This is a genomic window from Cellulosimicrobium sp. PMB13 (assembly GCF_051294865.1).
Classification (GTDB): domain Bacteria; phylum Actinomycetota; class Actinomycetes; order Actinomycetales; family Cellulomonadaceae; genus Cellulosimicrobium.
In genome coordinates, this window is record NZ_CP145910.1 from 1,542,958 (window position 1) to 1,555,580 (window position 12,623).

The 12,623-nt window shown below is 72.2% G+C and carries 13 protein-coding genes and 1 riboswitch; of the genes, 9 read left to right on the forward strand and 4 right to left on the reverse strand.

The annotated features are described in order from the left end of the window. Window positions 1-52 precede the first annotated feature (52 nt). Window positions 53-538 carry a DNA starvation/stationary phase protection protein Dps gene (dps, locus tag V5D56_RS07165; RefSeq protein ID WP_435738359.1) on the reverse strand — a complete coding sequence of 162 codons (486 nt, stop codon included), beginning with the start codon at window positions 536-538 and terminating at the stop codon, window positions 53-55. A gap of 206 nt (window positions 539-744) precedes the next feature. Here dps and V5D56_RS07170 point away from each other — a divergent pair, with 206 nt between their 5' ends. Continuing rightward, window positions 745-1,767 (forward strand): aldo/keto reductase, encoded by a 1,023-nt coding sequence (locus V5D56_RS07170; RefSeq protein ID WP_435738360.1) that lies wholly within the window; start codon window positions 745-747, stop codon window positions 1,765-1,767. A gap of 12 nt (window positions 1,768-1,779) precedes the next feature. Here V5D56_RS07170 and V5D56_RS07175 read toward each other — a convergent pair whose 3' ends face one another. Next, a complete protein-coding gene (locus tag V5D56_RS07175; RefSeq protein ID WP_435738361.1) occupies window positions 1,780-2,283 on the reverse strand; it encodes a hypothetical protein in 504 nt (167 codons plus the stop codon). Between the two features lie 193 nt (window positions 2,284-2,476). Here V5D56_RS07175 and V5D56_RS07180 point away from each other — a divergent pair, with 193 nt between their 5' ends. Next, window positions 2,477-2,887 (forward strand): hypothetical protein, encoded by a 411-nt coding sequence (locus V5D56_RS07180; RefSeq protein WP_435738362.1) that lies wholly within the window; start codon window positions 2,477-2,479, stop codon window positions 2,885-2,887. A gap of 83 nt (window positions 2,888-2,970) precedes the next feature. Here V5D56_RS07180 and V5D56_RS07185 read toward each other — a convergent pair whose 3' ends face one another. Then, window positions 2,971-3,555, reverse strand: a complete 585-nt coding sequence (locus V5D56_RS07185) for a flavin reductase family protein (protein WP_435738363.1) — start codon at window positions 3,553-3,555, stop codon at window positions 2,971-2,973. Continuing rightward, complete coding sequence (locus V5D56_RS07190) at window positions 3,552-4,160, reverse strand: NADPH-dependent FMN reductase (protein WP_435738364.1); 609 nt, start codon at window positions 4,158-4,160, stop codon at window positions 3,552-3,554. The genes V5D56_RS07185 and V5D56_RS07190 overlap by 4 nt, the downstream gene beginning before the upstream one ends. 23 nt (window positions 4,161-4,183) lie before the next feature. Further along, window positions 4,184-4,323, reverse strand: a riboswitch (SAM riboswitch). 182 nt (window positions 4,324-4,505) lie between these two features. Here V5D56_RS07190 and gdhA point away from each other — a divergent pair. From gdhA to V5D56_RS07225, 7 genes are all read left to right on the forward strand, one after another. Beyond that, entirely contained in the window at window positions 4,506-5,843 is a 1,338-nt protein-coding gene (gdhA, locus tag V5D56_RS07195; RefSeq protein ID WP_435738365.1) for an NADP-specific glutamate dehydrogenase, read from the forward strand. A gap of 87 nt (window positions 5,844-5,930) precedes the next feature. Then, window positions 5,931-6,743 (forward strand): copper homeostasis protein CutC, encoded by an 813-nt coding sequence (locus V5D56_RS07200; RefSeq protein ID WP_435738366.1) that lies wholly within the window; start codon window positions 5,931-5,933, stop codon window positions 6,741-6,743. A gap of 172 nt (window positions 6,744-6,915) precedes the next feature. Further along, on the forward strand, window positions 6,916-8,595 hold the full coding sequence (locus tag V5D56_RS07205) for an ABC transporter substrate-binding protein (protein ID WP_435738367.1): 1,680 nt from the start codon (window positions 6,916-6,918) through the stop codon (window positions 8,593-8,595). Between the two features lie 46 nt (window positions 8,596-8,641). Beyond that, window positions 8,642-9,640 carry an ABC transporter permease gene (locus V5D56_RS07210; RefSeq protein WP_435738368.1) on the forward strand — a complete coding sequence of 333 codons (999 nt, stop codon included), beginning with the start codon at window positions 8,642-8,644 and terminating at the stop codon, window positions 9,638-9,640. Beyond that, the gene (locus tag V5D56_RS07215; RefSeq protein WP_435738369.1) at window positions 9,633-10,736 is read left to right on the forward strand and encodes an ABC transporter permease; all 1,104 of its coding nucleotides are present in this window, start codon (window positions 9,633-9,635) and stop codon (window positions 10,734-10,736) included. Before V5D56_RS07210 ends, V5D56_RS07215 begins: the two co-directional genes overlap by 8 nt. Continuing rightward, window positions 10,733-11,662 (forward strand): ABC transporter ATP-binding protein, encoded by a 930-nt coding sequence (locus V5D56_RS07220; protein ID WP_435738370.1) that lies wholly within the window; start codon window positions 10,733-10,735, stop codon window positions 11,660-11,662. Before V5D56_RS07215 ends, V5D56_RS07220 begins: the two co-directional genes overlap by 4 nt. Beyond that, the gene (locus V5D56_RS07225) at window positions 11,659-12,540 is read left to right on the forward strand and encodes an ABC transporter ATP-binding protein (RefSeq protein ID WP_435738371.1); all 882 of its coding nucleotides are present in this window, start codon (window positions 11,659-11,661) and stop codon (window positions 12,538-12,540) included. The genes V5D56_RS07220 and V5D56_RS07225 overlap by 4 nt, the downstream gene beginning before the upstream one ends. The last annotated feature ends 83 nt before the right edge of the window (window positions 12,541-12,623 follow it).

Sequence of the window (12,623 nt, forward strand, 5' to 3'; positions counted from 1 at the left end):
CGGGCCGAGGGCCCGCCCCAGCCGGGTCGCCGGACTACGCCGGGCGGGAGGATCAGACCTCGTGGTTCTCCGACGAGAGGAACCAGGCCTGCTTCTCGAGGTCGGCGAGGATCTCGTGGAGGAGGTCCGCGCTGGTGGGGTCCTCGGCGTCGACGGCGTCGTGCACCTCGCGCACGACGGCGACGGTCTGCGCGACGCGCTCGACGACCGTGCTCACCGTGTCGCCGACGGACAGCAGGTCCGCGGGGTAGGGGGACAGGTCGGTGGTCGTCGCGACGGTCTCGGTGCGTCCGTCCGGGACGGCCTGGAGCGCGCGCAGGCGCTCGGCGACGGTGTCGCTGTGCTCGCGGGCGGCGTCGACGAGCTCGTCGAGCTGGAGGTGCAGGTCGCGGAAGCCGCGGCCCGTCACGTTCCAGTGCGCCTGCTTGCCCTGGAGGTGCAGGTCGACGAGGTCCACGAGCACGCGCTGGAGGTGGGTGCGCAGCGTCTCGGACGCCTGGAAGCGGGCGGTGCCTCGGGTGATGGTCGGCGTGGTCATGGTGCTCCTCGCTCTCTCGGCGCCGCCCGTCGTGCGGGCCGGGCACCTCGTCGATCTTTTCTGGAACGATTCCAGTTTAGGCGTCCCGGGCTGGCCCCGCCAGCAAGGGCAGGCGTACCTGACCGCGTCCCGTTCACGTCCTCCCGACAGGTGAGAGCGCCGGCGGGACGCTTGCGCCAGGCATCCTCGGGTGGTCCGCTGTCGTCATGACCGACGACCACGCAGCAGAGCTCCCCGTCCTCCCGTCCCGCACCCTCGGCAGCGGCCCGGCCGCGCTCGCCGTCTCGGCGCTCGGCTTCGGCGGCATGTCCGTGACCGACGCGTACGGCCCGGCCGACGCCGCCGAGGCGGAGGCCGTCCTGCGCCGCGCGCTCGAGCTCGGGGTGACGCTGATCGACACGGCGGACGTCTACGGGCACGGCCGCAACGAGGAGCTGATCGGACGCGTCCTCGGCGCGCACCGCGACGAGATCGTGCTCGCCTCGAAGTTCGGCCTCCCGCCGGCCGGCGGGCACCCCGACGGCCGCCGCGTCGACGGCAGGCCCGAGTACGTGCGCGCCGCGATCGACCGCAGCCTGTCCCGGCTCGGGACGGACCGGATCGACCTGTACTACCTGCACCGCATCGACCCGCAGGTCCCGGTCGAGGAGACGGTCGGGGCGCTCGCCGAGCTGGTCGAGGCCGGCAAGGTCCGGGCCATCGGACTCTCCGAGCCGTCCGCGGCCACCGTGCGCCGCGCGCACGCGGTGCACCCCCTGACCGCGGTCCAGAGCGAGTACTCCCTGTGGACGCGCGAGCCGGAGGACGAGGTGCTCCCCACGCTCCGTGAGCTCGGCATCGGGTTCGTGCCCTTCTCCCCGCTCGGTCGCGGCATCCTCACGGGGACGGTCGACGCCCCGGACACCTTCGCTGAGGACGACGTGCGCCGCGCGCACGCGCGCTACGCGGGCGACGCGTTCGAGCACAACCGCGGCCTCGTGCGCACGCTCGAGGGCCTCGCGGCGGAGCGCGGCGTCACGACGGCGCAGCTCGCGCTGGCGTGGCTGCTCGCCCAGGGCGACGACATCGTCCCGATCCCCGGCACGAAGCGGCTCGCGTACCTGGAGCAGAACGTCGCGGCGGCGTCCGTCGAGCTCACGGTCGACGACGTCGCGGCGATCGGCGGGAGCATCCCGCGCGAGGCCGTGCAGGGCGTCCGGCACCCGCAGCCCGACCTGCTCGCGGGCTGAGCGCCGGCCGGGTCAGGGGAGCGGCGGGCGCCGCGCGTCGACGCCGCTCCCCGCCCTCGGCGGCGACGCGACCGCTTCCACGGGGGCGGCCCGACGGCGCGCCCGGACACCGATCGCGCCGAGGACGACCTGCGTCGCCCCGAGGACGAGGACCGACCAGACGACCGGTGCGCCGAGCGCGTTCGCGAGGGCCTGGCCGGGTGGCGGCTCGACGTCGAGCGGGACCGGCTGGGACGCGGTGAGGAGGAAGCCGACCGGGAGCACCGCGACCCACAGAGCGATCGTCACGAGGGGGTAGGACAGGTGCAGGTCGTCGGCCGTGCGCAGGTGGCCCACCCACCGGCCGAGCGCGGGCCCGATCACGACCACCGCTGCGACGACGGGCGCCCCGAGGACGAGGCCGGCGAGGATCAGCCCTCCGCCCGCGAGGACGCACCCGGCGATCAGCGCGACGGGGAGCACGAGGGCGGCCCAGAACTGACCGCGGAACGCGACGGTGCGCAGCGCTGCGCTCATGGCGACCTCCTCCAGGACGACCGGTCCGGCTCAGAGTACGGGTCGCGGGCCGGCGTGCCGGGTGCCCCGTGCCGCGGAGCGCGTGCCGCTGGGCGCCCGTGCATGGCTCTCGCGGGGGACCTCCCCGTAGACTCAGGGTGTCCCTACGACGTCCCGCGGGGCGACCCGCGGGAGGCTCACGAGGTCCGCTCCGATGACGTGGCAGCTCATGCTCTGGTGCGCGACGGCGTGCACGCTCGCCGCCGTGTGGTGGGTGCTGCTCCGCGCGCTGCACCCGCGCCCGCTCCCGGTCCGGCCCCGGCCGCCTCGGCGCCGCGCACGGCGGGAGGCGCTCACCCCCGACCCCCTCGTGACCCTGGCTCTCCAGGTCCGGCTCAGCGAGCTGGCGGCGGAGCTGCGCCGCATCGAGGCGGACCCCGAGGTCTACGCCCGAGCGCACCACTACCTCGCGGTCCAGGGGGCGTACGACGCGCTCCTGCGCGAGGCGTGCCGGCTCACCGGTCTGCCCGTCGAGGACATGCCGCTGCAGGCCGGGTTCCGCACGGGGGACGACGAGCGGTTCCGCGAGGAGCTCGAGCTGAGCGCGCGCGGCTGGAGCTGGTGAAGCCCTGACGTTCCCTGCAGACCTGCGAGGGACGAGAGCCGGACGCCGGTGCGCGCCGCCGCCCGGCTCTCGCTCCGCCCGGGTCAGAGGGCCGAGTGGTCCCCGATCCGGTGGTACGTCCGGTCGTGGTAGACGAGCGGCGACGCGGCGCGGGCCGGCGTCGTGGCGTCCACCGTGCCCGGGCCGGCGGTGCGCGACGAGAGCGCGCGCAGCGAGACGAGGTAGCTGTCGCCGACCGGCGTGCGCTGCACGACCCGGCCCCGCACCCAGGACAGCACGCCGTCGATCACCGGCTCCCCGGTCTCGAGCCGCGACCACCCGCCGTCGGCGAACCGGTCGATGCCGCTCGTCGCGAAGCGGGCCGACACGCCGTCCTGGTGGTCGGCGAGAAAGCTGACCGTGAGGGTCCGCGCCGTGGAGATCGCGGGCCACGAGGACGACGTCGACGCGAGGGAGAACGCGAGCAGCGGCGGGGCCGCGGACACCGAGATGACGGAGGTCGCCGTGAAGCCGACCGGGCGACCCTCGTGCTCGAGCGCAACGACGGCGACACCGGCGGGGTGCTGCCGGAACACCGCCTTGTACGCGTCGGGGCTGAGCTGCGGTTCGTCCTGCTCGGCCAGCAGCGCCTCGAGGTGGGAGAGGTCGGTCGCGGGCTCAGCGGTCATCGGGCCACCCCCGCAAGGGCCGCGGCAGGTGCCGGCGTGCGGTCGTCCGGACCGCCTGCGGCGCGCCGCAGCGCGTCGCCGGCGCCGAGGAGCCAGGCGTCGATCGCCGCGTCGAGGTCGGCGAGCTGGTTCTCGGTGACCGCGAGCGTGCGCGTCGGGACGACGGCGCCGAGCTCGACGAGCACGGGCCGCAGGTGGACCTCCCCGGCGAGCGCGTGCGCGGGGTTGCCGGAGACGACGAGCGGGACGACGGCCACGCCCGCGAGCCCGCCGGGGCCGTACAGGTCGAGGAACGCCTTGAGGAGCCCGGTGTACGACGCCTTGTAGACCGGCGTCGCGACGACGGCGACCCGTGCGGCCGCGAGCCGGGCGGTCGCCGCGTCCGCGGCGGGGTGCTCCGGCGAGAGGATCTCGCCCGCGAGGTTCGCGAGGTCGATCGTCGCAGCGGCGTCGGGCGCCGCGAGGTCGAGGTGCGCGGCGACCCGGTCGGCGAGCGCCCGGGCGGCCGTGAGGGTCCGGGATCCGGGACGCGGGTTCCCGGACACGACCACGACCGTGGCCGGGTCGGTCAGTGACGGGTCGGTCGGTGAGAGGTGCTGTGCCATGTGTTCTTCCTCGCAGTTGTCGTCGATCACGCTTGCCGGTACGGACCGTCTTCCGCGGGTGCGGCGGCAGGGCCCGTGCGGCCTGGTCATCTCCCGGAGCACCCCGCCGTGACGTGGGGGTTGCCGACCAGCGAGCCGGGGCTTGGCGCTGGTTCTCGTGACCTGAGGACGGGTATAGCAACCCGGTCAGCAAAGTGCACCAGATCAGTCGGGTTTCTCAGCGCGTGGACGAACGTGACGTGATCGTCCGGGGGTACGGCGTTCCGCGGAGCGGACGTGGACCGGAACCCATCTGGTACAGGCGTACCGTCGAGGGTTCCGTCACCCGTCCGACGAGGAGCACCCATGGACAGCCGCCTGCAGTCCGTCTACGACGACGTCCTGCGCCGCAACCCCGGCGAGGCCGAGTTCCACCAGGCCGTCCGCGAGGTCTTCGACTCGCTCGGCCCCGTCCTGCGCAAGCACCCGCGCTACGTCGAGGCGGCGGTCCTGGAGCGGGTCTGCGAGCCGGAGCGGCAGATCATCTTCCGCGTGCCGTGGGTCGACGACGCCGGCCGCGTGCACATCAACCGGGGCTTCCGCGTCGAGTTCAACTCCGCGCTCGGCCCGTACAAGGGCGGCCTGCGCTTCCACCCCTCGGTGTACCTCGGCATCGTGAAGTTCCTCGGGTTCGAGCAGGTCTTCAAGAACTCGCTCACCGGGATGCCGATCGGTGGCGGCAAGGGCGGGTCCGACTTCGACCCGCGCGGCCGCTCCGAGGGCGAGATCATGCGGTTCTGCCAGTCGTTCATGACCGAGCTCTACCGGCACATCGGTGAGAACACCGACGTGCCGGCGGGCGACACGGGCGTCGGCGGACGCGAGATCGGCTACCTCTTCGGCCAGTACAAGCGCATCACGAACCGGTACGAGTCGGGCGTGCTCACGGGCAAGGGGATCAGCTGGGGCGGGTCGCTCGTGCGCACCGAGGCGACCGGCTACGGCACGGTCCTCTTCGCCGAGCGCATGCTCGCGACGACGGGGCGCGACCTCGACGGGCGCCGCGTCACGGTGTCCGGGTCGGGGAACGTCGCCATCTACGCGATCGAGAAGGCGCAGCAGCTCGGCGCGCACGTCGTCGGGTTCTCGGACTCCTCCGGGTACGTCGTCGACGACCTCGGTGTGGACCTCGCGCTGCTCCGCCACGTGAAGGAGGTCGAGCGTGGACGCGTCGCGGACTACGTCGCCCGCCGGCCGGGGGCCCACCTCGTGACCGACGGCTCGATCTGGGACGTCCCGACCGACGTCGCGCTGCCGTGCGCGACGCAGAACGAGCTCGACGAGCGGGCCGCGAAGCAGCTCGTCGCGCACGGCGTCGTCGCCGTCGCGGAGGGCGCGAACATGCCGACGACGCCCCAGGCCGTCACGCTCCTGCAGGACGCGGGCGTGCTCTTCGCCCCCGGCAAGGCGGCGAACGCCGGCGGGGTCGCGACGTCGGCGCTCGAGATGCAGCAGAACGCGTCGCGCGACTCCTGGACGTTCGAGCACACCGAGGAGCGTCTCGCGCAGATCATGGCGGGCATCCACGACCGCTGCGTCGAGACGGCCGACGAGTACGGCGCGCCGGGCAACTACGTGCTCGGTGCGAACATCGCCGGGTTCACCAAGGTGGCCGACGCGATGATCGCGCTCGGGGTCATCTGACGCGTCGTCTACCCTGGCGGGCGGCCGGACGTCGGGTGCGCGCACGGGTCGCGCACCGACCGGCCGCACGCCGACGGGAGCACACGGGTGACGACGAGCGGGTTCGAGGCCACCACCCCACGGGCCGGGCGCGACGTCGCGCTCGAGCTCGCGGTCCAGGACCCGCAGGGCGTGCGCGTCGCGGCCTCGGTCGGGGCGCGCCGCGTGGAGCTCTGCGTCGGGCTCGGCGCCACGGGTGGGCTGACGCCGAGCGCCGGCCTGCTCGCCGCCGCCCTGGACGCGGCGCGCGATCTCGGCCTCCCCGGCGGTGTGTCGGCGCCGGAGGTCCACGTGCTCGTGCGGCCCCGCCCGGGCGGGTTCGTCTACTCGGCCGACGAGATCGACCTGCAGGTCCGGGACGTCCGGGCGGCCGTCGAGGCGGGGGCGAGCGGCGTCGTCGTCGGGGCGCTCACGCCGCACGGCGAGGTGGACGTCGATGCGGTCCGCGCGCTCGTCGCGGTGGCCGGCGAGGCCGAGGTGACGTTCCACCGGGCCTTCGACGTCGTCGCGGACCAGGTGCTCGCGCTCGACGTCCTCGTGGACCTCGGGGTGCGCCGGGTGCTGACCTCCGGCGGCGCGCCGCGGTGCGCCGACGGCGCGGGCCGCCTGGGCGAGCTCGCCGCCCGGGCGCACGGACCGCTCGGCGGGGCCGTCCAGGTGATGGCCGGCGGGGGAGTGCGGGTCGAGGACGTCGCGGCGCTCGTCGGCGTCGGGGTCGACGCCGTACACCTGTCGGCGAAGCGCGTCGTCGTCGACGACGCGGGCCCGGGCGGGGGCGGCGACGCCGGCTACGAGGTCACCGACCGGGCCGTCGCGAAGGCTGCTCGCGCCGCGCTCGACGCCGCGACCCAGGCCGGCTGACCCGCGCCCTGAACGGGCGGCCGGCGACCTCTGTTGCTGGCGTGTATCAGTTAGGTAACTTTCCTGTCGTATTGCGGTGAGCCCTAGATCGAATTAGTTAGTGTTCCTGCACACGCCTCAGGGCGCTCGACGAACGGCGCGACGACGCGCCGTCCATGCGAAAGGACCGATGATGATTCGAAGCACGGCGCGCAAGCGTCTGCTCACGACGGTTGCGCTCCTGACCGGCGTGACCCTCCTGGCGACGGGCTGCTCCGGCTCCGGCAACGGCGACGGCGAGGAGGGCGGGGGCGAGGCGCGCACGCTCAACGTCTGGGCCGGTTCCCAGACCCCGATCGTCGCGAACTTCAACCCCTACTCGCCCAACCCGCTGCACGCGGCGAACGGCGCGATCTACGAGCCGCTGTTCTACTACAACAAGGCGCAGGCGGGAGAGCCGGAGCCCCGCCTCGGCGAGTCCTTCGAGTGGTCCGAGGACGGCCTCGAGCTCACGGTGAAGCTCCGCGAAGGCGTCAAGTGGACCGACGGCGAGGACTTCGACGCCGACGACGTGGTCTTCTCGCACACCAACGAGGCCGCCCAGCGCGACTTCGTGGTCTCGGTCGAGGCCGTCGACCCGTACACCGTCACGTGGACGTTCGACTCCCCGCAGTTCACGTCCGAGGTCCAGATCCTCGGGACGTCGCTCGTCGTGCCGGAGCACATCTGGTCCGAGGTCGACGACCTCGTGACCTTCGCGAACGAGAACCCGGTCGGCACCGGTCCGTACAAGGCCGACGCCGTCACCGAGGCTGCCTACACGGTCGTGGCGAACGAGGACTACTGGGCGGGCGCCCCCCAGGTCAAGAAGGTCCGCTACCTCGGCATCGACGCGAACCAGAGCGCCGAGGACCTCATGACGACGGGCAAGGTCGACTGGACCGCGATGTTCGTCGCCGACCCCGACCGCATCACGGCCGACGGACGCCTCTCGATGCTCAACACGCCGCAGGACCCGACGACGATCTACTCGTGCGTCTCGGTCGACCTCGGCTGCACCGGCCCGCAGACCGACGTCGCGGTGCGCCAGGCGATCAACCTCGCGATGGACCGTACCGAGATCAACGAGAAGGCCTTCGCCGGCCTGGCCGCCCCGGCGTCCCCGACGTTCGCGCTGCTCGGCCGCGACGACCGGTGGATCTCTCCCGACGTCGAGGCCGAGAGCCCGCAGACGGCCGACGCCGCGGCGGCGTCGGCGGTCCTCGAGGACGCCGGCTACACCCAGGGCGCGGACGGCATCTACGAGAAGGACGGCCAGAAGGTCGAGCTGACGCTCATCACGGTCGACGGCTGGAACGACTACAACGCGGTCGGCGACCTGCTCGTCGAGCAGGCGAAGGCCGCCGGCATCTCGATCGTCCACAACAAGGTCACGCAGCAGGAGATGTCGGACGCGCGCGTCGCGGGCACCTACCAGCTCATGGTCGGCGGCATCACGGGACCGTCGCTCGACGACCCGTTCAGCATCTACCGCCAGTGGATGACGACGGACTACACCCGACCCGTGGGTGAGGTCATGGAGTCCGGCCTCTTCAACTACGTGCGCTACACCAACCCGACGGTCGACGCCGCGGTCGAGGCGGCCGCCTCGACGAACGACGAGGCCGCGAAGCAGGAGCAGTACGCGGTCATCCAGGAGGAGATCGTCCGCGACCTGCCCTACATCCCGGTGGTCGTGAACGCCTCGCAGACGTTCATGGACACCAAGGACTTCACCGGCTGGCCGACCGAGGACGACCTCTACGCGTTCCCGCCGTCGTGGAGCACGGTCTCGCTGGGCGTCGTGCTCTCGAAGCTCGAGCCGACGAGCTGATGCGACCGCGCCGAGGAGGAGGACCGAGGGACGAGGGACACGCATCATGAGGTACTACGCACGACGGATCACGTTCTACGTGATCACCCTCTGGGCAGCGGTCTCGCTGAACTTCCTCATCCCGAAGCTCATGCCGGGCGACCCCGAGCAGATCTTCGTCGACAAGTTCCTGCGCAAGGGCGGCGAGCTCACGCCCCAGATGCAGAACAGCATCGACCTCCTCTTCGGCGCGGACGGCGACGCCTCCCTGTGGGACCAGTACGTGGACTACTGGGGGCGGCTGTTCCAGGGAGATCTCGGCATCTCCATCACCTACTACCCCCAGCCCGTCACCGAGCTGATCGGCCAGGCGCTGCCCTGGACGGTCGGGCTCGTGGGACTCGCGACGATCATCTCGTTCGTCCTGGGTGTCGGGCTGGGGGCGTGGGCCGGCTGGAAGCGCGGCACGTGGGTGGACAGCATCATCCCCGCCTCGACGCTCCTGCAGGCCGTGCCCTACTTCTGGCTCGCCCTCATCCTCGTCTCCGTCTTCTCCGTGACGACGGGCTGGTTCCCCCGCATCGGGAGCTACGACATCTTCGGGTTCGACAACGGGCCGGAGTGGTCGTGGGAGTTCGTGGGCAGCGTGATCTACCACGGCATCCTGCCCGCGGTGACGATCGTCCTGTCGTCCGTCGGTGGATGGCTCCTCGGGATGCGCAACATGATGGTGTCCACGCTGTCCGAGGACTACGTCACGACGGCGGAGGCCAAGGGCCTGCGCCGGATGCGCGTCGCGATCACCTACGCGACCCGCAACGCCGCGCTCCCGTCGTTCGCCGGCTTCGGTGTCGCGCTGGGGTTCGTCGTGGCCGGGTCGGTGGTCATGGAGCAGGTCTTCAGCTACCCGGGCCTGGGCAAGCTCCTGTTCAACGCGGTCCAGGCGAGCGACTTCGCGCTCATGCAGGGCACGTTCCTCGTGATCACGCTCGCCGTGCTCGCCGCGAACTTCCTCATGGACATCATCTACGGATTCATCGACCCGAGGGCGCGCGCCAATGTCTGACAACCCCCGCGACACGGAGATCGTGACACCTGCCGCCGACGCGGCCCCCGCCGCCACGGTCGTGGTCGACGGCCTCGCGCCGGCGACGACCACCGCAGGGATCGTCCCGGACGTGCGGGACGTGCCGCCGGCGCTCGAGCAGGACACCCCCGCCGCTCCTGCGCGCCGGGGCGTGCGGGCGATGCTCCCGCGCCGGTCCGGCAAGCTCACCGCCGGGGTCGTCCTCGTTGTCGGCATCCTGCTGTTCACGTTCGTCGCGCCGTTCTTCACCCAGGACCCGCGCTCGACGGCGAACGCACGGTTCCTGCCGCCGAGCGCCGAGCACCTGCTCGGCACGAACCACATCGGCAACGACATCTTCGCCCAGGTCGCGTACGGCGGGCAGGGCTCCCTCATGGTGGGGCTCATCGCCGGTGCGATCGCGCTCGTGCTGTCGATCGTGTTCGGCATCGTCGCGGGGTACCGCGGGCGGTTCACGGACGAGGCACTCTCGCTCGTCACGAACATCATGCTCGTCATCCCGGGTCTGCCGCTGATCATCGTCATCTCGGCGTACCTGCAGACGCGCTCGCTCCTCGTCGTCGCGGTGATCCTCGGGCTGACGGCCTGGCCCGGTGCGGCGATCGTGCTCCGGATGCAGGCCAAGTCGTTGCGCGCTCGCGACTACGTGTCGGCGGCCCGCGTGGCGGGCGAGAAGACGCCGCGGATCATCCTCGTGGAGATCTTCCCCAACCTGCTGCCCCTCCTCACCGCGCAGTTCCTCGGCGCGGTGCTCCTCGCGATCCTCGCCGAGGCCGGGCTGTCGTTCCTCGGGCTCGGTCCGTCGGGGTCGATCACGTGGGGCACGATCCTCAACCAGGCGAGCTCGAACAACGCGCTGAGCCTCGGCATGTGGTGGTGGTTCGTACCGCCGGGCCTGCTCATCGCCCTGTTCGGCTGCGGGCTCGCGCTCGTCAACTTCAGCCTGGACGAGATCATCAACCCCCGTCTGCGCCTGGGGCCTGCCGCGGTCAAGAGCGTGCGCAAGGCCCGCAAGGCGGGTCGCGCCGTAGACGCTGCCGACACCGACGACATGAAGGAGACGGTGGGAGCATGACCGCCACGACCACGGCCGCCGAGCCGCTGACCAGCGCGCGCCACGCCGCCTACCTCGTCGGCAAGGAGCCGGTGCTCACCGCGCGGCACGTCTCGATCGAGTACGAGGTCGAGCCGGTCGTCCACGCCGTCAAGGACGTCTCGCTCACGCTGCACCGCGGCGAGATCCTCGGCCTCGCCGGCGAGTCGGGCTGCGGCAAGACGACGCTCGCGTACGGGATCAACCGGCTCCTCAAGCCGCCGGCGCTCCTGACGTCCGGGACGGTGACGTTCCACGACCAGGGCGGTCGCGACGTCGACGTCGTCGCGCTCACCGGCGACGCGCTGCGCGCCTTCCGGTGGGACAAGGTCTCGATGGTGTTCCAGGGAGCGATGAACTCGCTCAACCCGGTGATCAGCGTGCGGGACCAGCTCGGGGACGTCCTCAAGACCCACCGGCCCGGGATGTCGCGCGCGGAGCGGGCGACCCGGTCCGCGGAGCTCCTGGAGCTCGTGGGCGTCGACCCGCTGCGCCTGGACAGCTACGCGCACGAGCTCTCGGGCGGGATGCGCCAACGCGTGATGATCGCCATGGCGCTCGCGCTGAACCCGCAGGCCATGATCATGGACGAGCCCACGACGGCGCTCGACGTCGTCGTCCAGCGCGGCATCCTGCGCGAGATCATGCGCCTGCGCGAGCAGCTCGGTTTCGCCGTCGTGTTCATCACGCACGACCTCCCGCTCCTGCTGGAGATCAGCGACCGGATCGCCGTGATGCTCCGTGGCGAGATCGTCGAGATCGACACGGCGGAGTCGATCGTCGAGGGCGCCCAGCATCCCTACACGCGACGGCTCCTCGCCTCGTTCCCGAGCCTGACCGGTGACCGCGGCTCCTTCGTCCGCACGGGCGAGAGCACGGGCGAGCAGCAGGAAGGACCGCACGCATGAGCACTCTCGAGGTCCGCAACCTGGTGAAGGACTTCAGGATCCGCAAGGGCCTGAGGCGGTCGACGCTGCGCGCCGTGAACGACGTGTCGTTCACGCTCGAGCCCGGCAGGACCATCGCCGTGGTCGGTGAGTCGGGGTCGGGAAAGTCGACCGTGGCCCGCATGATCGCCCAGCTCGAGACGCCGTCCTCGGGCCAGATCCTGCTCGACGGCCGGACGTCCGCGACGCGCGGCCGAGGGCTGGACGCCTACCGGCACGACGTGCAGATGGTGTTCCAGGACCCGTTCGCGTCGCTCAACCCGTTCCACACGGTCGGGCACCACCTGGAGCGCCCCCTGCGCCTGCACAAGGTCGCGCGCGGCAAGGAAGCCGTCGACGGGCGCGTCCACGAGCTCCTCGAGCGCGTGAACCTCACCCCTGCCGAGGTCTACGCGGCCAAGCAGCCGCACGAGATGTCGGGCGGACAGCGCCAGCGGGTCGCGATCGCCCGCGCGCTCGCGCCGGGTGCGCGCTTCCTCGTCGCGGACGAGCCGGTGTCGATGCTCGACGTGTCGATCCGGCTCGGCGTGCTCAACCTGCTCGCCCGGCTCCAGCGCGAGGAGAACCTCGGCGTCCTGTACATCACGCACGACCTCGCGACCGCGCGGCACTTCAGCGACGAGATCCTCGTGATGTTCCGCGGGAACGTCGTGGAGCGCGGCCCGTCGGACCAGGTGATCCTCGACCCGCAGCACGAGTACACGAAGCTGCTCCTGAGCGCCGCACCCGACCCGCAGAACCACGGCCGCCTGCGCGACGAGGTCCGCGCCGAGCTGGCAGCGGCGGCGGTCGGGAGCGGCGACGTCGACCGCGACCGGTTCGGCACGCGAGACCTCTGAGCGGACGCGCGGGGGTCGGACGGTGGGACGGGTGGCCCCCGCGCGTCGTCCTTCCCCGGCCCGGCGCACCCCGCTGTCGCGCG